The sequence below is a fragment of the Hoylesella nanceiensis DSM 19126 = JCM 15639 genome (assembly GCF_000379965.1).
GTDB lineage: Bacteria > Bacteroidota > Bacteroidia > Bacteroidales > Bacteroidaceae > Prevotella > Prevotella nanceiensis.
In genome coordinates this window covers 154,001-175,216 of record NZ_KB904327.1, presented here as the reverse complement: position 1 = coordinate 175,216, position 21,216 = coordinate 154,001, and the positions used below count along the sequence as shown (strand labels likewise).

Genomic DNA, 21,216 nt, shown 5'->3' with positions numbered 1-21,216 from the left:
TTGCATCACATTATTAATATAGTAGCTAAATCACAACAAAACATTGACAGAAAAGCATATCATATTAAGCGACATCGACCCTTTGATGTTATATGGTGCCAACAATGGTAACCTTCAAATAATCAAGTCACTTTATCCCAAGTTGCGTATTGTTGCCAGAGACAATATCATTAAGATTATAGGCGATGAAGAAGAGATGGCTAAACTAGAATTACAAATTGATAAAATGTGTAGCCATATATCAAAATACAACAACATTGCCGAGGAAGACATACTTGATATTATTAAAGGTAGAACCACTCGTAAAGATGAAATAAAAGGTGTTTTAGCTTATAATATATCTGGAAATCCTATCAAAGCGAAATCAAAGAATCAACAACAACTAATTGACTCTTTCAACAAAAATGATATGATTTTCGCTATAGGACCAGCAGGTTCTGGAAAGACTTACTTAAGTATTGCACTTGCAGTAAAGGCTTTAAAAGAGAAAATGGTAAGAAAAATTATTCTTAGTAGACCTGCCGTTGAAGCAGGAGAAAAGCTAGGTTTCTTACCAGGAGATATGAAAGACAAAATCGATCCCTATCTTCAACCACTCTATGACTCATTAGAAGATATGATTCCTTCTGCTAAACTGCAAGACATGATTGAAAAGAATGTCATTCAAATAGCACCTTTGGCATTCATGAGAGGACGTACCTTGAACGATGCTATCGTGATATTAGATGAGGCACAAAATACCACTCCTGCTCAAATGAGAATGTTTTTAACTCGTATGGGCTGGAATACTAAAATGATTATAACTGGAGATATAACCCAAATAGACTTGCCCAATGGGCATAAAAGCGGGTTAAAAGAAGCTTTAAAAATACTATCAGCCACCGAAGATATTTCGTTTGTACATTTTGACAAGAAAGACATTGTGAGAAACAAGCTTGTAACCAAAATCGTGAAAGCATACGAAGTATTCGACAAATCCAATAAGACTGAAGCAAACTCTAAAGACAAAAAGAAAGAAACCCCAATAAATTAACTTCAAAACAAAGAATTAATTATGAAAGCATTAACAAGCACCAATTTCAACTTTGATGGTCAAAAGAGTGTTTATCATGGCAAAGTAAGAGACGTTTACAATATCAACGACGACTTAATCGTGATGGTTGCTACAGATAGAATTTCTGCCTTTGACGTGGTTTTACCAAAAGGTATTCCATTTAAAGGACAAGTATTAAATCAAATTGCAGCACAATTTCTAGATTCAACAACCGACATTTGTCCTAACTGGAAATTGGCAACACCCGACCCAATGGTTACAGTTGGTTTAAAATGCGAAGGTTTTAAAGTTGAAATGATTATCCGTTCGATTTTAACTGGTAGTGCTTGGAGAGATTATAAGAATGGAGTTCGTGAGATATGCGGTATTCAACTACCTGACGGAATGAAAGAAAATGAGCGTTTCCCAGAGCCTATCATCACTCCAACAACAAAAGCAGACGAAGGCCACGACTTAAATATTTCAAAGGAAGAGATCATTGCACAAGGTCTTGTTTCTGCTGAAGATTATGCTATTATGGAAGACTACACACGCAAGATCTTTGCTCGTGGTCAAGAAATAGCTGCAAAACACGGTCTCATTCTCGTTGACACTAAATACGAATTTGGTAAGAGAGATGGTAAAGTTTATCTCATCGACGAAATTCATACACCTGATAGCAGTCGCTATTTCTATGCAGAAGGTTATGAAGAAAAGCTAGCTAAAGGTGAACCACAACGCCAATTATCAAAAGAGTTTGTACGTCAATGGCTCATTAGTCATAACTTTATGAATGAACCTGGACAAGTTATGCCAGAAATGACAGACGAATACATTAACAGTGTTAGCGAAAGATACATTGAACTATACGAACATATTACAGGCAATAAGTTTGTAAAGCCCACAGATTCAGAGGATATAAACAAACGTATTCAAGATAACATTAACAACTATCTTGCAACTAGAAAATAAGCATTTAATGTACAAACAAGAGAACATTAAACCTTATAAAGGTGACGAAGATAAAGGCAAACAAGTGGAGCAAATGTTTGATAACATTGCTCCCACTTATGACAGCCTTAACCATAGCTTGTCATTAGAGATTGATAGATTATGGAGAAAGAGAGCTATTAAAGAGCTCGCTAAACATAACCCTGCATCAATCCTCGACATTGCAACAGGTACTGGCGACTTTGCAATACAGGCAGCACAAACTCTTCAGCCTACAACTCTCATCGGAGTAGATATCTCTGAGGGAATGATGGAAATAGGTAAACGAAAAGTTTTACAAGCAAAACTAAATAAAATAATATCTTTTGCTAGAGAAGATTGTATGAATTTGAGTTTTGCGGATTATTCTTTTGACGCTGTAACTGCAGCCTTTGGAATAAGAAACTTCTCAAACTTAGAACAAGGTTTAAAAGAAATGCACAGAGTATTAAAACCCGGTGGCCATCTTTGTGTCATCGAGTTAACCTCTCCTATCTCCTTCCCTATGAAGCAGATATTTAAGGTGTACTCTCATACAATACTTCCTCTATGTGGAAGATTAATATCAAAAGACCGAAATGCGTATGAATATCTAACCGCATCTATTGAGGCTTTCCCCCAAGGAGAGAAGATGCAAGAGATATTGCAGAACATTGGTTTTACCGAAGTTAAGTTTGAACGCTTAACCTTTGGCGTTTGTACAATGTATTTAGCAACTAAATAATACAACGGGTATGGAACAGTATGGATTAATAGGATTAAAGCTCGGACATTCGTTTTCGTTGAATTATTTCAATGAAAAGTTTAAAAATGAGAATATTGATGCGGTGTATGTCAACTATGAAATATCAAACATCGAAGATATATTTGAAATCATTGCGTCGAATCCAGACTTGAAAGGTTTGAACGTTACCATTCCTTACAAAGAGCAAATTATCCCCTATCTTGATGAAGTAACTCCTGAAGCAACTACAATAGGAGCTGTGAATGTAGTTAAAATAACGCACCAAGGAAGTAAAACCATACTGAAAGGATTTAATAGCGACGTTGTTGGCTTTACCCAAAGTATTGAACCTTTACTAGAGCGAATACACAAAAAGGCTCTTATTTTGGGAACAGGTGGATCTGCAAAAGCCATTGCATTTGGTTTAAAATCATTAGGACTAGAAGTCCTTTTTGTAAGTAGAACACCTCAAATAAATGCTATCACCTACAGCGAAGTTACTGAAGACATCATTAAAGAATATAAGGTGATTGTAAATTGCACTCCACTTGGAATGTACCCCAACTCTGATTCTTTTCCCGAACTTCCCTATGAGGCTATGGATAGTTCTCATTTATTATACGACTTAATATATAATCCAAACGAAACAACATTTATGAAAAAGGGCGCATCGCAAGGTGCTACCGTAAAAAATGGGTTGGAAATGCTTCTACTTCAAGCTTTTGTTAGCTGGGAATATTGGCACGGAAAATAAGAATGACATTTCAATATTATATAAACATATAAGATAAATAACAAATAAGACATGGATAATCGCTATAACTTACGTGGTGTGTCTGCAGCAAAAGAAGATGTACACAACGCTATAAAGAACATAGATAAAGGCATTTTTCCAAAAGCTTTTTGCAAAATAATCCCCGATATTCTCGGAGGAGACGATGAATACTGTAATATTATGCATGCCGATGGCGCAGGAACAAAGAGTTCTTTAGCTTATATGTATTGGAAAGAAACAGGCGACATCAATGTATGGAAAGGTATTGCACAAGATGCAATCGTGATGAATACAGACGACCTTTTATGCGTTGGTGCCGTTGACAATATACTTGTATCAAGTACTATCGGACGCAACAAGATGCTTATCCCTGGTGAAGTAATTTCTGCAATTATCAATGGAACAGATGAACTTCTTGCAGATATGCGTGAAATGGGTGTAGGAATCTACCCAACAGGAGGAGAAACAGCAGACGTTGGCGACCTTGTTAGAACTATCATTGTAGACTCTACAGTTGCTTGCAGAATGAAAAAGTCTGATGTTATCGACAATAGCAAGATACAACCAGGTGATGTTATCGTTGGATTATCATCTTCAGGTCAAGCTACTTATGAGAAATCTTATAATGGGGGTATGGGTAGTAACGGCTTAACAAGCGCTCGCCACGATGTTTTCTCTAAATATTTAGCAACTAAATACCCTGAAAGCTTCGACAACTCAATTCCACAAGAATTGGTTTATAGCGGTACTAAGACTCTAACAGAGCAAATAGAAGGTTTAGGAATTGACGCAGGACAATTGGTTTTGTCTCCTACTCGTACTTATGCTCCTGTTATTAGAAAGATCTTAGATGCAAAAAGAAATAAGATACACGGAATGATTCACTGCACAGGTGGAGCACAGACCAAGGTTCTTCATTTCATCAATGATAATTGTAGAATTATAAAAAATAATATGTTTGCTGTCCCCCCGCTATTTAGAATAATAAAAGAGGAAAGCAACACTGATTGGAAAGAAATGTACCAAGTCTTCAATATGGGCCATAGAATGGAAATATATGTAAGCCCTGAAGATGCAGAAGATATTATACAAATAAGTAAATCATTTAACATCGACGCACAAGTTATTGGACATGTTGAAGAAGATAACAAACCTTCGCTCACAATTAAATCAGAGTTCGGTGTTTTTAATTATTAATTATGGCAGAAAATAGCTTACTTAGCAAATTAGAAGGATTAGAAAGTAGATTTGAAGAAGTTTCAACTCTTATAACAGACCCTGCAGTAATTGCCGACCAAAATAGATATGTTCGCCTAACAAAAGAATATAAAGACTTAGGCGATATAATGGAAGCAAGAAAGAAATATGTTGCATGTCTTAATGTTATTAAAGAGGCAAAGGATATTTTGGCAAATGAAACTGATCAGGATATGCGTGAGATTGCTCGTGAAGAATTACAAGCAAACGAGCCTCTTCTTCCTAAATTAGAAGAAGAAATTAAAATCGCTCTTGTTCCAAAAGATCCTGAAGACGCAAAAAATGTTGAGGTAGAGATTAGAGCTGGCACTGGAGGTGACGAGGCAGCTCTATTTGCTGGCGACCTATTTCAAATGTATAAGAAATATTGTGACTCTATGGGTTGGGGTATTTCTATAACAAATGAGTCGGAAGGAACAATGGGCGGATTTAAAGAAATTGCCTTCTCTGTAACTGGAGCAAACGTATATGGTATATTAAAATACGAATCGGGAGTGCATCGTGTACAACGAGTTCCTGCAACAGAAACACAAGGAAGAATGCATACTTCTGCAGCAACAGTTGCAGTTCTACCTGAAGCTGACAAGTTTGAGGTAAACATTAACGAAGGAGATATCAAGTGGGATACCTTCCGTAGTTCTGGTGCTGGTGGACAGAATGTGAACAAAGTGGAATCGGGTGTTCGTCTTCGTTATCCTTGGAAGAATCCTAACACAGGAGAAGTTGAAGAAATTCTTATCGAATGTACTGAGACTAGAGACCAACCAAAGAATAAAGAACGAGCATTATCACGTCTTCGTACATTTATATATGACAGAGAACATCAGAAATATGTTGACGATATCGCAAGTAGAAGAAAGTCGCTAGTATCGACAGGTGATAGATCTGCTAAGATTAGAACATACAACTATCCGCAAGGAAGAGTTACCGACCATCGCATTGGATATACAACTCACGACCTTCAAGGGTTTATTGGTGGAGATATCCAAGCAATGATTGACGCTTTAATTGTTGCTGAAAATACAGAAAAATTAAAAGAAGCAGAATTATAATAAATTGATGGTGTGAGTGTATTGTCACTCCACCATTTTTCATATACCATATTATAATAAAAGAATCATGAATAGAAAAGAACTTATCAATCAGATTTTTACAAAGAAAAGTTTCCTTTGTGTTGGATTAGATCCAGATATAAACAAGATTCCTAAGCATCTTCTTGAATTAGAAGACCCTATCTTTGAATTCCTAAAACAAATTGTTGATACAACAGCTCCCTACTCTGTTGCTTACAAACCCAATATCGCTTTCTTTGAATGTTTGGGTATAAAAGGACTTATCACTTTTGATAAAATCGTTAGATATATAAAGGAGAACTACCCTGAAGTATTTATTATCGCTGACGCAAAGCGTGGGGATATTGGTAATACAGCTAAGATGTATGCTAAAACTTTCTTCGAAGAGTATGATGTTGACGCTATAACTGTTGCGCCATATATGGGAGAAGACAGTGTTCAACCTTTCTTAGATTATGAAAACAAATGGACTATCGTTCTTGCACTTACAAGCAATAAGGGCTCACACGATTTCCAATTCATAGAAGATAAAAACGGAAAGCAAGTATTCCAACACATCTTAAGCAAGACTCAAGAATGGGGAAACAAAGAAAACTTGATGTTTGTTGTGGGAGCTACTCAAGGCTCTATGTTCTCAAAGATAAGAGAACTTGCACCTGATAACTTCCTACTTGTTCCTGGTGTAGGTGCTCAAGGAGGTAGTTTACAAGAGGTTTGCAAATATGGCATCACTAAAGAATGTGGACTACTTGTGAATAGTTCTCGTGGAATTATCTTCGCATCAGCAGATGAAGATTTTGCAACTGTTGCAGGACAAAAGGCAAAAGAATTGCACGAAGAAATGGCGGAAGAGCTAAAGAAGGTATTATAAGATGTCTGAAACAAAAATTATTAACGACCCGGTATTTGGCTTTATAAAAATACCTGGTGGTTTATTAATGGATATTGTTAATCATCCAACGATACAGCGACTATCTAGAATAAAGCAATTAGGCTTAGCATCAATGGTTTATCCAGGTGCTCAACACACTCGCTTTCAACATTCTTTAGGCGCTTTTCATTTGATGAGCGAGGCTATATTGTCACTGTCTCAGAAGGGAGTATTCATCTTTGACAGTGAAGCCGAAGCAGTTCAAGCAGCCATCTTATTACATGATATCGGTCATGGGCCATTCTCTCATGTCCTTGAAAACACGCTTATACAAGGCATCTCACACGAAGAAATCTCGCTTTTCTTAATGAAAGAGATGAATAAGGACTTGGGAGGCAGACTAACTTTGGCTATAAATATCTTTGAAGATAAATACCCTAAAGCTTTTCTTCATCAACTTATAAGTAGCCAACTAGATATGGATAGACTTGATTATCTATGTAGAGATAGTTTCTTTACAGGCGTTGCAGAAGGAAAAATAGCTTCTGATAGAATTATAAAGATGCTAGATGTTCGTGAGGATAGATTGATGGTTCAGGCAAAAGGTATCTATTCTATAGAGAATTATTTAACCTCACGCCGTTTGATGTATTGGCAAGTGTACTTACATAAGACGGCTGTTGCCTGCGAGAAAATATTAATCAATATCCTAAAACGAGCAAAAACGCTCCAACTAAATGGTGAGAATCTCTTCGCATCTCCTGCCCTACATTATTTTATTAGCAACAACATCGACAAAGATTGGATTAATAATAAAAAAGAAGAAACTATTTTCTGGTATAAACAACTAGATGATTCTGATATTTGGAGTGCAATAAAAGTATGGCAAGGACATTCAGATAAGGTTCTCTCGATATTATCTAAAGACCTCATTAACAGAGAAACTTTCAAAGTTAAGGTTTACGATGAACCTATTGATAGTATGCAGTTGGAAGATATCGAAAAGAAAATAAGAGAGAAATATCAACTAAGCAAGGAAGAAAGTCATTATTTCATCAATTACAGCACCATTCAAAAAGATATGTATAGCATGAATGATGACCAAATAGATATATTATATAAGGACGGAAGTTATAAAGATATTACTCAAGCTTCTGAATTATTTAATGTAGAACTCCTATCTAAAAAAATTTGCAAATATTACTTATGCCATCAACGGATCTAAGTTTTTTTTGCTATATTTGCAAATCTAAATATACGCAAAAATAAGGAAATGGAATTTACAGCAAAGCAAATTGCTCAAGTTATCAATGGAAGAATTGAAGGAAATGAGAATGCAACCATTAATTCCTTTGCAAAAATAGAGGAAGGAAAGCAAGGTGCTATCTCGTTTATATCAAATCCAAAATATGTACATTATATATATACTACTCAATCAAGCATTGTTCTTTTAGACGAATATGTAGTCTTAGACAAGCCAATATCAACCACTTTGATTAGAGTAAAGAATGCTTATGAGGCAGTTGCAAAACTACTTCAGATATATAGTGCATCAAAACCTCAAAAGAAAGGTATTGATTCTACAGCTTCAATAGCATCTTCTGCAACGATTGGAAAAGATGTATATATCGGTCCTTTTGCTTTTATTGGCGAAGGAGTAACCATTGGAGACAACACACAAGTGTATCCCCACGCTGTTATCTTGGATAATACTTCTATTGGAAACAACTGTATTATCTATCCAAATGTAACAATATACCAAGAATGTAAATTAGGAAATAATATCATTATACATTCAGGAAGCGTTATAGGTGCAGACGGATTTGGTTTCGCCCCTTCTGAAAATGGATATGATAAAATCCCCCAAATAGGAATAGTTACCATTGAAGACGACGTCGAAATCGGTGCCAATTCATGTGTAGACCGTTCTACTATGGGAAGTACTTATATTCGCAAAGGAGTAAAACTCGATAACTTAGTACAGATAGCTCATAACACTGATATAGGAAAGAACACCGTAATGTCTGCTCAAGTAGGTATTGCTGGTAGCACATCTGTTGGAGAATGGTGTATGTTCGGTGGTCAAGTTGGAGTTGCAGGACACATAAAGATTGGTAATAAAGTCTTTTTAGGAGCTCAATCAGGCGTTCCAGGAAGTCTAGCAGATAATCAACAACTCATCGGAACACCTCCTATGCCACAAAGAGCATACTTCAAATCACAAGCGATATTCCAACGCTTACCCGAGATTTATTCGCAACTCAATGCTTTAAAGAAAGAGGTTGAAGAGTTGAAAAACAAACAACAATAAAATAAAAGAATAAATATAATGGAAACAACAAAACAAAAGACTCTCAAAGGAAGCTTCTCTCTTTGTGGAAAAGGCTTACACACAGGTCTTAATCTTACTGTTACTTTCAATCCAGCTCCAGAGAATACAGGTTATAAAATTCAACGAATTGACCTTGAAGGCCAACCTATTATCGATGCTGTTGCAGAAAAAGTTGTAGATACAACTAGAGGAACAGTGGTTGCTGTTGGAGATGTTCGTGTGTCAACTATTGAACATGGACTATCTGCATTATATGCTCTTGGAGTTGACAACTGTTTAATTCAGGTGAATGGACCCGAGTTTCCAATCCTTGATGGCTCTGCAACTATCTATGTAGAAAGAATTAAAAGCATAGGATTGGTAGAGCAAAATGCTCCTAAAGATTATTATATCATCAGACATAAGATTGAAGTAAAAGACGAAGAAACAGGTAGTTGCATAACCATTTTACCTGATGAAGAGTTCAGTATTACTGCAATGTGCTCTTTTGATTCTAAGTTTATTAGCAGTCAATTCGCCACTTTAGACAATATAGCAAATTATGAAAAGGAAATTGCTCCAGCACGAACATTCGTGTTTGTAAGAGATATTATCCCACTTTTAGATGCAAACTTAATCAAAGGAGGCGACCTTGATAATGCTATTGTCATATATGAACGTTTGTTAGAGCAAGAACAATTAGATAAGCTTGCAGACGTATTGAAGGTTCAAAGAATGGATGCTAACAAGATTGGCTACATTCAAAACAAACCTTTACAATGGGATAATGAATGTACTCGACACAAACTACTTGATATTATCGGTGACGTTGCTTTAATTGGAAAACCTCTTAAAGGTCGAATTGTTGCAACACGTCCTGGTCATACTATCAATAATAAGTTTGCACGTCTTATCAGAAAAGAGATAAGAAAGCATGAAGTGCAAGCTCCTATCTATGATCCCAACGAAGAACCAATAATGGATAACAACCGAATTAGAGAACTTCTTCCTCACCGTTATCCAATGCAACTCATTGATAAGATTATCGCAATGGGTGCAACAAGTATTGTTGGAGTTAAGAATGTCACAAGTAACGAACCTTTCTTTGTAGGACACTTCCCTACAGAACCAGTAATGCCAGGCGTTCTTCAAATTGAAGCTATGGCACAATGTGGAGGTCTTCTTGTATTAAACCAAGTAGAAGAACCAGAAAGATGGTCTACATATTTCTTAAGCATCAACGATGTTAAGTTCCGTCAAAAGGTCGTTCCAGGAGATACCTTATTATTTAAAGTAGAACTACTCCACCCTGTTCGTCATGGAATCAGTTCAATGAAAGGTTATATGTTTGTTGGAGACAAAGTTGTATCAGAAGCAACTTTCACAGCAAGCATTATAAAAAACAAATAACTCAATAAGTTCTTTTTAATATGAATAACATCAGTCCCTTAGCTTATGTACATCCCAATGCAAAGATTGGAGATAATAATATAATTGGTCCTTTTTGCTTCATTGACGACAATACCGTTATTGGCGATAACAATAACCTACAAAATAGCGTCACAATAAGCAGAGGTGCAAGAATTGGAAGCAACAATGAATTCTTCCCTGGAGCAAGCATTTCAACCAAACCTCAAGACCTTAAATATGCTGGGGAAGATACTCTTTGCGAAGTAGGCGATAACAATAGTATTCGTGAAAACGTAACAATATCTCGTGGAACCGCTTCAACAGGAACCACAAAAGTAGGAAGCAACAACCTACTTATGGAGAGTATGCACATCGCTCACGACTGTATTATCGGCTCAAACATCATTGTTGGTAACTCAACAAAGTTCGCAGGAGAAGTTATTGTAGAAGATAATGCCATCATCAGCGCTTCAGTTTTATGCCATCAGTTTTGCAAGATTGGAGGTTATGTAATGATACAAGGTGGTTGCCGTTTCTCTAAAGACATTCCTCCATTTATTATTGCAGGCAAAGAACCTACACGCTATGCAGGAATTAACATTGTTGGTTTACGCAGAAGAGGCTTTAGCAATGAGCTAATTACACTCATTCACGATGCTTATCGCTTGTTATATTCAAAAGGAATTAAAGAAGAAGGAATTCTTGAAATCAAGAAAAATCTTCAGATTACTAAAGAGATTCAATACATTATTGATTTCGTAGAGTCTTCTCAACGTGGAATCATCGTATGAAAAAGCATAAGCTTTTTGTTCTATTGGGACCAACATCTGTTGGCAAAACACAATGTAGCTTAGAATTAGCAAAGCATCTTAATTCGCCTATTATCAATGCCGATTCTCGACAGATTTTTAGAGAATTGCCTATAGGTACAGCAGCTCCAACAAGTGAAGAACAACAAGATGTTCAACATTATTTTGTTGGTTCCAATAGTATACACGACTATTATAGTGCCGCCATTTATGAAGAAGAGGCACTTAAAATAATCAATAACGAATTTAAAACACACGACGCACTTCTCCTTTCAGGTGGAAGTATGATGTACATCGATGCTGTATGTAAAGGAATAGATGATATTCCTACTATTAATAATGAGATAAGGGAACTACTAAAGAATCGCTTTGAACAAGAAGGACTAGAGCCTTTACTTGCAGAGTTAAAAGAACTAGACCCTGTTCATTATGACATTGTAGACAAGAAGAATTATCGTCGAGTTATACATGCACTTGAAGTATGCTTACAAACAGGTAAAACTTACACTTCTTTCAGAAAGAATTCTGTTAAAGAACGTCCCTTCGAAATCATCAAAATTGGTCTAACACTTCCAAGAGAAGAGATGTATGAGCGTATTAATGCTCGTGTATTAACCATGACAGAAAATGGCTTATTAGAAGAAGTAAAAAGTGTTTATCCCTTTAAACATCTAACATCATTAAACACAGTTGGTTATAAAGAATTTTTTGAGTATTTAGATAACCAAATAGATTACGCAGAAGCCATTCGTAGAATCCAATCCAATACAAGACAATACATGCGAAAACAGATGACTTGGTTCAAAAGAGATCAAGACATTAAATGGTTCTCGCCTTTCAATACTAAAGAAATTATAAAATACATAGACAGTGTTTTATAGTTACAATGTATTTTGTATTTTTGTAATAACAAATAATTAGAGAGATGATTGATAAAATAAAAAAGATATTTAGTTTATTAGTGCAAAAGACAAAAGCCTTTTTCACATGGTACAAGAAGCTTTTTGTAGGTAGAGCATGGTACATCAAAGCACTATCAGGTATTGCCTCTTTTTTCGTATTCATAGCTATTTATCTCATTGCTGTAGACATAAACTTCTTATGGTTATTTGGTAAATCACCTGGATTCAGTGAAATCAAAAAGCCAACTACATCCGAAGCATCAGAAATTTATAGCGCAGATGGTGTTCTCATTGGTAAATACTTCAATGAGAATAGAACCCCTGTGAAATATAGCGATGTTAATCCTATCTTCTGGAAAACACTTATTGACACAGAAGATGAGCGTTTCTATCATCACTTTGGTATTGATATTCCAGGATTATTTGCAGCTGCAAAAGATGCAATTTTCCGCCATGACGCTCGTGGTGCATCAACAATCACACAGCAGTTGGCTAAAAATATGTTCCGTGTCCGTACCAACTATTCTACTGGTTTATTAGGAGGTATCCCTGGAATTCGTATGCTTATCATGAAAAGTAAAGAGTGGATCATTGCCACTAAGCTTGAAATGGTATACGATAAAGAAGAAATTCTTACGATGTATGCAAACACTGTAGACTTCGGAGCTAACTCTTATGGTATAAAAACTGCAAGTAAAACCTACTTCAACACAACCCCAAAAGATCTCACCATTGAGCAATCTGCAGTATTGGTTGGTATGTTGAAAGCCACAACATCATACAACCCTATCACTAATCCAGAGAATAGTTTAAAGAGAAGAAATACAGTTTTATGGAGAATGCACCAGCATAACGACATTACAAAGGCTGAATACGATTCATTAACTCAAATTCCTATCAAACTAGATGTAAAGGTTGAGAAAAACTATGATGGACAAGCACAATACTTTAGAGAAGCCGTTGCCGACCATCTAAAGGCTTGGTGTGATGAAAACGGAATCGATCTATATAGTAGTGGTTTAAAAATCTATACCACAATCGATTCTCGTATGCAGAAATATGCAGAAGATGCTGCACGCAAGCAAATGCGACAAGTGCAACGAAACTTCAACAACCACTGGGGAAATAACGATCCATGGATTGACGAGAATGGTAACAAGATTCCTAATTTCATCGAGAACATCGCCCAAAAACAGCCATACTATAAATACTTATTGGCTAAGTTCCCCAACAATCCCGATTCCATTTCATATTATCTCAACAAGCCTCATACGGTTAAGTTATTCGACTATGATAAGGGAACTATTGAGAAAGAAATATCTACAATGGACTCTATTCGCTACATGGTACACTTCATGCACTGTGCATTCGTAGCAATGGAGCCTCAAACAGGTGAAGTAAAAGCATGGGTTGGAGATATCGATTTCAACTCATGGAAATACGACAAGGTGACAGCAATGCGTCAACCTGGTTCTACTTTCAAACTCTTTGTTTATACAGAAGCAATGAATCAAGGTCTAACTCCTTGTGACAAACGAAGAGACGAGTTTATCTCTATGAAGGTATTTGATAAGAAAAAAGGCGAAGAAGTAACTTGGACTCCATCTAATGCAAATGGACGTTTTAGCGGAGACTCTATTCCTTTAAAGGGTGCTTTTGCAAGAAGTATCAACTCTGTTGCTGTCCGTTTGGGACAAGAAATGGGTATTCAACGTGTTATCGAAACTGCTCAAAAGATGGGTATCAAAAGTCCTTTAGACCCTACTCCATCTCTTGCACTTGGCTCTAGCGATATCAACCTACTTGAACTGACCAATGCTTATAGCGTAATTGCGGACGATGGAAAGCATCACGACCCAATATTGGTTACAAGAATCCTAGATAAAGACGGCCATGAGGTATATGCTGCTCCTACAAGTGACACACAAGTAATCTCTTATAAGAGCGCCTTCTTTATGCAACAACTATTAATGGGCGGTATGAGAGAACCAGGTGGAACATCTCAAAGCTTATGGGCTTATGTAGGAAACTATAGAGATACCGACTTTGGAGGAAAGACAGGAACTTCAAACAACCACTCAGATGCATGGTTTATGTGTGTTAGTCCTAAACTTGTTTGCGGTGCTTGGGTTGGTGGAGAATATAGAAGTATCCACTTTAGAACAGGTGCTTTAGGACAAGGAGCACGTACAGCGCTACCAATATGTGGTTATTTCTTACAATCAGTGTTTGGCGATAGCGCCTTTAAGAAATATCATGGACAGTTTGGTAAGCCTAAAGGCGACGATATTACAAGCAGTATGTATAATTGCCAAAGCTACTATTCATCTTCAAGAAGAGATACAACAGAAACAGATAGTGCAAGTATCTCTCACGAAGAAATCATTCTCGACGAAGATGGTAACATTCGAATAGTTCCTAACGAAGGAGCAAAACACGAATCAACACCTACCAACGAGAAAGACCAAAACCAACGTAGCGATAAACAAAACAAAAAGAATAAAGAACAAGTTGTAAATTTTGAACAACTCTAAGAAAAATAAATTGAATGTCGATTTGAATAATCCTGAGATGCAAGATGCTATCAGGATTATTCAAAACACGCATCAAACACTATTCTTAACAGGAAAGGCAGGCACAGGAAAGAGCACCTTTCTGCGTTATATTGCTCAAACAACAAAAAAGAAATATATTGTTCTTGCTCCAACAGGCATAGCTGCAATTAATGCAGGTGGAAGCACTTTACATAGTTTCTTCAAACTTCCTTTCCACCCACTCCTCCCCAATGACACTCGTTATACGCAACGGAAGCTAAAAGACACACTCAAATATAACGGTGAGAAACGAAAGATTTTAAGAGAAGTTGAATTGATTATTATCGATGAAATTTCAATGGTTAGAGCTGATATTATCGACTTCATCGATAAGGTTTTACGTGTTTATTCTCGCAATATCTATCAACCATTTGGAGGAAAGCAATTACTTTTAGTTGGAGATATGTACCAACTAGAACCTGTTTTAAAAGAAGATGAACGTCAACTCTTAAAACCATATTATCCATCTACTTTCTTTTTCGATGCTCTTGTCTTTAAAGAAATGAAATTGGTGTCTATTGAATTGCAAAAGGTTTACCGCCAAACCGATCCCACTTTCATTAATATTCTCGATAGCATCAGAACAACAAGCGTATCAATCGACCAGCTGTCTACTTTAAATCAACAAGTAGGAAAGGTTATTGCCAATGATAAGAATAAACTTGCCATAACCCTTTCAGGCAAAAGAGACACCGTAGACCATATCAATGAGCAAGAACTCTCTCGCCTACCTGGTAAACCTATCACTCTATATGGACATATTGAGGGTGACTTTCCTGAAAGTAATCTCCCCACTCCGATAGAACTTTATCTAAAGGTTGGTGCTCAGGTGCTATTTATTAAGAATGACAAAGAAAAACGATGGGTAAATGGAACTCTTGGAACTATCGTATCATTCAGTAAGGAAGAGCCTACCATTATTGTTGTTCGCACCGAAAAAGGTGAAGAAGTAAATGTAGAACAAGAGATTTGGAGTAATATTATTTATTCGTACAACGAAAAAGAACAAAAGATAGAAGAGCAAGAAATTGGCATTTACCAACAATACCCTTTAAAACTGGCATGGGCAATTACCATTCATAAAAGTCAGGGACTTACATTCAACAATGTAAATATCGACTTAACAGGTGGTGTCTTTGCAGGTGGACAAACATACGTTGCCCTAAGCAGATGTACCTCGCTCGAAGGCATAAGTCTAAAATACCCTATCAGAAAGGAAGACGTCTTTATTCGCTCTGAGATTGTCCAATTTGCTCAAAGATACAACAATCAAGATTTGATTAAGCAGGTGTTGGAAGAAAGTAAGGCAGATAGAGAATACCAACAAGCGATTCTTGCTTTTAATAAAGGAGATATGAAAGAGGCTCTTTCGCACTTTTTCATTGCCATTCACCAACGTTATGATATCGAAAAGCCTCTTCAAAAGCGATTTATTCAATATAAGTTGAGCGAAATAAGCAAACTTAAAAGAGAGAATAAACGTATAAAAGACGAGCTAAATCAGCACAATCGTTTTTTAAAAGAGCTTGCAGTTGAATATACAATGATGGGCAGGGAATGTGAAAAAGAACACTTTTTTGAAGCGGCAATAAAGAATTACGAGAAGGCACTTAAGTTATGCCCTGATTATCCAGAACCAAGAAAAAGAATTGAAAAATTGAATAAGTCAACTCAAAAATAAATGGAGTTGACTTATTTTTTATAAATCATTCTCATCAAATACCGACTCTTTACTATTCTTTTCGTTTTCTATTTCTATCCTATTCGTTTATTTCTATAAACAAGGGGCAGCTCTATTCTATACAAATACTTTCTTATAAAATACCTATCTTTTGTCCTACAACCTTCACATTCTTTCTCTCCTTTTCTCAAGAGCACTCTCTTCTCTTTCGTCTCATTACTTTTATCCTCAACAAAAGCAATGATATTAGGTTGTAAAAGCAATGCTATTGCATGGCAAAACATATACAAATACCACGGAAAGTCAATATTATTCAGAACAAGAAGATATGAATATCATAACAAACTGATAATAAATAACTTATAAAAGATTTATTATCATTTATCAGTTAGCACGAAACAATTGAATTAAGTGAAATAAAAGGGAATACAATATATTAAATTTCAATTTTACTATGTACCTTTGCATTGTAGGAAGTCGACAGTAGCGCGCGATAACTTCAAGCCGTCCGCCTACATTCATATAGGAGAGTTGTTACTCTCCTATTTCTATTTTACCTAAAAAAGAAACCTTCTAAGCAACTTTTCTCATCATACATACTCTTAATTCTTAGTTATAGTCAAAAATATTTTATCTTGCAAAAAGGGAAAGTAAGACTATTTGCCTTTCTATAGGATATAAAAAATCCTTATTAGTAAGCGTTATTTCAGCATTACTAATAAGGAACTTATAAAAGATGCTATCACTTTAATAAATGATTTTATATCTTATTGCTATCTTTCTCTTTCAATAATCCATGACTATATGCATAGAGAAGTTCTTTTAAATCAGCAATTTGCTTATTCAATTCTTTGCCTTTATCGGTGTCTGCCACTAATATTCGATGCGAAATAGTTTCTACAATCTGTGTAGTACTCTTAATGTCAAGTCCTCTTTCAATTGCATCTTGCGCACTAGAGAATGGCTCGTGTTGAACAAGGGCAAAACTTCTACTATGATAAACCAAGGTATAACCAGCAATACCCGTTTCTTTATGATATGCTTGTGAGAAGCCTCCATCTATCACCATCAACTTACCATTTGCCTTAATAGGATTCTCTCCATTGGCAACATGAACAGGAACATGACCATTTATGATGTGAGCATTCTCACCTTCTACGTCAAACTCTGCCAAGATTTGGTCGATAATCTCTTCCGATTCACGCAATTTGAAATAGTTTCCCTTCTCTTCTTTATGTGTTTTTTTATCTTCAATGAAATATCTTTCGAATGTTGCCATCTTAGATTTATCGAATAATGGACTATTAGGTCCACACCATAAATATAAGAAATAGTCGGTAGCATTGGTCTTTTCTTCTGCATCTGCATCAGCTTGGAAGGCTGTACGAACAAGCATTTCAATTGTTTCCATCAGCTCTTTTCCTTTATAATACTGACCAGGAAGTACCTCTACCTCTTTTAAAGAGCCATCATCATTCAAGGGAAGTGATGCATGGAACAATAAATTATTGTTGTAAACAGCATACATACTACCATGTTGAAGCAACAAACGAATATGCTTTTGAAGCTTTTCACTGATGAGGAAAGAATGCACCAACTTATTCATTAATAGCTCTTCTTCCTCTGTTAGCTTATTAGGATGCTTGGGATCTATTGTTGGAAACATGTTACTCTTCAATGGATAAGCCACTCCATCGATTGTTATCTCACCCTTCTTATAGTCGATATTATTAAATAATGCTCTATCACTCATCTTCCACTCTGAATGTCTTTCAATGATAGCTGCTTCTTCTTTAAACTGAATAATGGCAATTGCTTTGTGCATCATTGCAGCTAAACGATGAGTTTTCTCATCAATATCTTTCGCTCCACCTGATAACTTTGGAATAAATTCAAGACAAGGATCATCTCCATAAGTTTCCATTGCAAAGGTTGCTAACGGAACTAAATTGATTCCATATCCCTCTTCCAATGTAATTAAGTTGGCATAGCGTAACGATAAACGAATAACATTACAGATACACGCTTTATTTCCTGCACAAGCACCCATCCATAACATATCATGATTCCCCCATTGAATATCCCATCGGTGATAATTTACAAGGGTGTCCATAATAATATGTGCTCCAGGTCCTCTATCATAGATATCACCTAACAAGTGCAATTGGTCGATAATCAATCGCTGAATGACATTAGCCAAAGCCACAATAAAGTCATCTGCTCTACCTGTTGTAATGATTGTATCGATAATTACATTGACATAAGCTGCTTTATCGGCATCTTCTGTGCGTTCATGCAACAACTCTTGAATGATATAGCTAAAGTCTTTGGGTAACGACTTGCGCACTTTAGAGCGTGTATACTTGCTCGAGACCTCTCTACACACAGCAACTAGACGGTGAAGAGTGATATGATACCAGTCTTTAAGGTCCTTTTCTTCAAGCTTTACTAACTCTAATTTCTCTTCAGGGTAATAAATAAGCGTGCAAAGATCTTTCTTTTCGCTATCTCTAAGGGTGTTTCCGAAAAGTTCATTCACCTTTCTTTTAATATTTCCTGAGGCATTTTTCAATATATGTTGAAACGCTTCGTGCTCTCCATGAATGTCTGCAAGGAAGTGTTCTGTACCCTTTGGAAGGTTTAATATTGCCTGCAAGTTAATGATTTCGGTACTTGCTTCGGCTATTGTGGGGAAAGAATGAGATAAAAGTTCTAAGTATCTCAAGTTCTTTACTATATTCTTATATTTCATAACGTTTCTATTTACTGTAGTTTGTTATTAAATTTTCTATTTTATCTGCCAGCTTTCCCTCTTTAAAAGCAATGGGCATAAATCCTTCTGTCAATAAAGAACGAGAAAAAAGGACAGATTCTAACGACGCAACAAAGTTCGTTATCTTCAGTGTTTCTAAATATTCTGCAAACTTATCTTCATTGTATTCTGCCTCGAACATTATGGTAGAAAGTTCTTGAAGAATACTAAATGGAATATTGTGTCGGCGATAAAGATATTCTATATATAAAAACATAGAACATAACTTCTTCATGCTTCCATTTACATCTACGTCTGATGTGATAAGTTTACTTACCTTTTGGTTGATCTTCTCTTTTATGAATTGGTCGTGAATAACCAATATTTCTTTATAATACTCAACAAATTGCTGAGCCATAAGCTCGTCGGTGATACTGTTTGTAATAACAGAATTTTCAATTAATCGAGTATTCTTTCCATCTGCAAGAGTTGTTAACTGGTTATATTCTAATTGTCCTGACGCATGAAAGGCTGTAACAAACTTTACAATAGGATACTTTTTAGGCTTCAATACACCTTTCTTCGCCTTTTTACGATGGTTATTCCATGGCAAAAAGGAATTTAAAGGCGATAATAATACGGGTATTTCCATATTATAAAGCTTGGCAGAATAAGTTATATTACGCTTATCTTTACCATCAAAAACATGCACAATATCTGGATTCTCTGCTGTTAAAACAACATCAGGAGATAAAGAAAGATAGTGCTGAAGAATGTTTATAAATTTACTTTTATAATCATCTTTCTCTAAAAGTGCAGATGCATAAAGGTGAATTCTCATATTTTATGACTCGTAAATTCAGTCTTATCAGAACGTTTATACTTGATGGTGTACCACAATTTGTGATATTGATTTCGTAATTCTAACCAGCCTAACAGTATAAAAGGAATATCTACTCTAAAGAAATTCATTGCTCGTTTCGCAATTATTCCTCTCACGATAAAAGTCAAGAGCCAACAAAATGCAACGCAAATGAGTAAGAACCAATTTTGAGAATAAATGCTCCAAGCGCCTAATAAGAGTTGAAGAACATAGTTAAAATGGTAAAAGAAGGTATCTAAGAAGTAAACAAATTTATATTTACGAGATTGCTTTAAATACCTTTTCGTATGCATATAAGTCAGCTCTTTATCCATCCAGTCTGCCTTAGAAGGCGCCTTTTCACAAGTCCACTCATCACAATTAAACTGAAGAACGCAGTCACCTTGCTGGCTATACTTATTTACAATGAACTCATATTCACCTCTTACATGCTCTAGTCCCCCTCTAAAACCATCTTGTTCAATAAACTCATCTTTCTTAAATCCAACAATATTGCTATTGATTCTGTCGAAGCGTCCTTTCAAATAACCATTCAACAAATAAGAAAGAGTATGAAGATGAGCAAACTGATAGAATGAATTTGTAGACTCTTCGTAGGTTCCTGGCACTACAAAAAGATTGCTGTCTTTTTTAAAGCTATACCCTATTGCCTGAAGCCAACTATTCTTTTCTATTAGAGTATTAGCACCAATAAGCAAGACATGCTGATATTTTGCAGCCTTAACTCCAAGCGTTATAGCCATCTTTTGTCTACTCATATAACGTGATGTAGTAGGAACAAAAGTGACATAAAGACGCTTATCATTTTCATATTGTTCAAGAATATCCTTTGTTTCATGATCACCTTTATCAATTACGATAATTAATTGAAATTCAGAAGTATATTCTTGTGATAGTATTGCTGGGATTAAAGCTCTTAACTCTGTATTATTCTCACGAATAGGCAATACAATTGAAATAGGATTGTCTATCTCTTCGCTCTCTGACTCTTGTTTTTCTTCAGAGGAAAAGGCTTTCGTTTTAAGCCTAAATAGAGGATTAAGAAAAATCGATATCAACGTTATTACTAAAATAACGCCACACAAAACAAGTGTAAAAATATCGATATCTACTAACTGTGTTACATCCATCATCTAATATCAATAAAGAGA

The 21,216-nt window shown here is 35.9% G+C and carries 17 protein-coding genes; 14 read left to right on the top strand and 3 right to left on the bottom strand.

Going from position 1 to position 21,216, the window contains the following annotated elements; translation table 11 throughout:
* The first annotated feature begins 43 nt into the window (after positions 1-43).
* The 14 genes from A3GM_RS0100765 (at position 44) to A3GM_RS0100700 (ending at position 16,430) form a co-directional block, all read left to right on the top strand.
* On the top strand, positions 44-1,033 hold the full coding sequence (locus A3GM_RS0100765; protein ID WP_018361481.1) for a PhoH family protein: 990 nt from the start codon (positions 44-46) through the stop codon (positions 1,031-1,033).
* A 21-nt stretch (positions 1,034-1,054) separates the two neighbouring features.
* A complete protein-coding gene (locus A3GM_RS0100760) occupies positions 1,055-2,005 on the top strand; it encodes a phosphoribosylaminoimidazolesuccinocarboxamide synthase (protein WP_018361480.1) in 951 nt (316 codons plus the stop codon).
* 7 nt (positions 2,006-2,012) lie between these two features.
* A complete protein-coding gene (ubiE, locus tag A3GM_RS0100755) occupies positions 2,013-2,747 on the top strand; it encodes a bifunctional demethylmenaquinone methyltransferase/2-methoxy-6-polyprenyl-1,4-benzoquinol methylase UbiE (RefSeq protein ID WP_018361479.1) in 735 nt (244 codons plus the stop codon).
* Positions 2,748-2,757: 10 nt separating this feature from the next.
* A complete protein-coding gene (locus A3GM_RS0100750) occupies positions 2,758-3,501 on the top strand; it encodes a shikimate dehydrogenase family protein (RefSeq protein WP_018361478.1) in 744 nt (247 codons plus the stop codon).
* Between the two features lie 51 nt (positions 3,502-3,552).
* Complete coding sequence (locus A3GM_RS0100745; protein ID WP_018361477.1) at positions 3,553-4,719, top strand: AIR synthase-related protein; 1,167 nt, start codon at positions 3,553-3,555, stop codon at positions 4,717-4,719.
* A 2-nt stretch (positions 4,720-4,721) separates the two neighbouring features.
* Positions 4,722-5,831, top strand: a complete 1,110-nt coding sequence (prfA, locus tag A3GM_RS0100740) for a peptide chain release factor 1 (RefSeq protein ID WP_018361476.1) — start codon at positions 4,722-4,724, stop codon at positions 5,829-5,831.
* A gap of 67 nt (positions 5,832-5,898) precedes the next feature.
* On the top strand, positions 5,899-6,723 hold the full coding sequence (gene pyrF / locus A3GM_RS0100735; protein WP_018361475.1) for an orotidine-5'-phosphate decarboxylase: 825 nt from the start codon (positions 5,899-5,901) through the stop codon (positions 6,721-6,723).
* Between the two features lies 1 nt (position 6,724).
* The gene (locus A3GM_RS0100730) at positions 6,725-7,948 is read left to right on the top strand and encodes an HD domain-containing protein (RefSeq protein ID WP_018361474.1); all 1,224 of its coding nucleotides are present in this window, start codon (positions 6,725-6,727) and stop codon (positions 7,946-7,948) included.
* Between the two features lie 48 nt (positions 7,949-7,996).
* Positions 7,997-9,034 carry a UDP-3-O-(3-hydroxymyristoyl)glucosamine N-acyltransferase gene (lpxD, locus tag A3GM_RS0100725; protein WP_018361473.1) on the top strand — a complete coding sequence of 346 codons (1,038 nt, stop codon included), beginning with the start codon at positions 7,997-7,999 and terminating at the stop codon, positions 9,032-9,034.
* An 18-nt stretch (positions 9,035-9,052) separates the two neighbouring features.
* Positions 9,053-10,444: a bifunctional UDP-3-O-[3-hydroxymyristoyl] N-acetylglucosamine deacetylase/3-hydroxyacyl-ACP dehydratase gene (locus A3GM_RS0100720; RefSeq protein WP_018361472.1), complete on the top strand. Its 1,392-nt coding sequence runs from the start codon at positions 9,053-9,055 to the stop codon at positions 10,442-10,444.
* 20 nt (positions 10,445-10,464) lie between these two features.
* The gene (gene lpxA, locus A3GM_RS0100715) at positions 10,465-11,235 is read left to right on the top strand and encodes an acyl-ACP--UDP-N-acetylglucosamine O-acyltransferase (RefSeq protein ID WP_018361471.1); all 771 of its coding nucleotides are present in this window, start codon (positions 10,465-10,467) and stop codon (positions 11,233-11,235) included.
* Positions 11,232-12,134 carry a tRNA (adenosine(37)-N6)-dimethylallyltransferase MiaA gene (miaA, locus tag A3GM_RS0100710; protein ID WP_018361470.1) on the top strand — a complete coding sequence of 301 codons (903 nt, stop codon included), beginning with the start codon at positions 11,232-11,234 and terminating at the stop codon, positions 12,132-12,134. Before lpxA ends, miaA begins: the two co-directional genes overlap by 4 nt.
* 44 nt (positions 12,135-12,178) lie before the next feature.
* Positions 12,179-14,689 carry a transglycosylase domain-containing protein gene (locus tag A3GM_RS0100705; RefSeq protein ID WP_018361469.1) on the top strand — a complete coding sequence of 837 codons (2,511 nt, stop codon included), beginning with the start codon at positions 12,179-12,181 and terminating at the stop codon, positions 14,687-14,689.
* A gap of 37 nt (positions 14,690-14,726) precedes the next feature.
* Entirely contained in the window at positions 14,727-16,430 is a 1,704-nt protein-coding gene (locus A3GM_RS0100700) for an AAA family ATPase (RefSeq protein ID WP_044124363.1), read from the top strand.
* Positions 16,431-17,190: 760 nt separating this feature from the next.
* Here A3GM_RS0100700 and A3GM_RS0100690 read toward each other — a convergent pair.
* From A3GM_RS0100690 to A3GM_RS0100680, 3 genes are read right to left on the bottom strand one after another with little or no spacing between them, the layout of a single operon-like run.
* Complete coding sequence (locus tag A3GM_RS0100690; protein WP_018361466.1) at positions 17,191-19,182, bottom strand: fructose-bisphosphatase class III; 1,992 nt, start codon at positions 19,180-19,182, stop codon at positions 17,191-17,193.
* 7 nt (positions 19,183-19,189) lie between these two features.
* A complete protein-coding gene (locus A3GM_RS0100685) occupies positions 19,190-20,023 on the bottom strand; it encodes a hypothetical protein (RefSeq protein WP_018361465.1) in 834 nt (277 codons plus the stop codon).
* Entirely contained in the window at positions 20,020-21,198 is a 1,179-nt protein-coding gene (locus A3GM_RS0100680; RefSeq protein ID WP_018361464.1) for a glycosyltransferase, read from the bottom strand. Before A3GM_RS0100680 ends, A3GM_RS0100685 begins: the two co-directional genes overlap by 4 nt.
* Positions 21,199-21,216 lie beyond the last annotated feature (18 nt).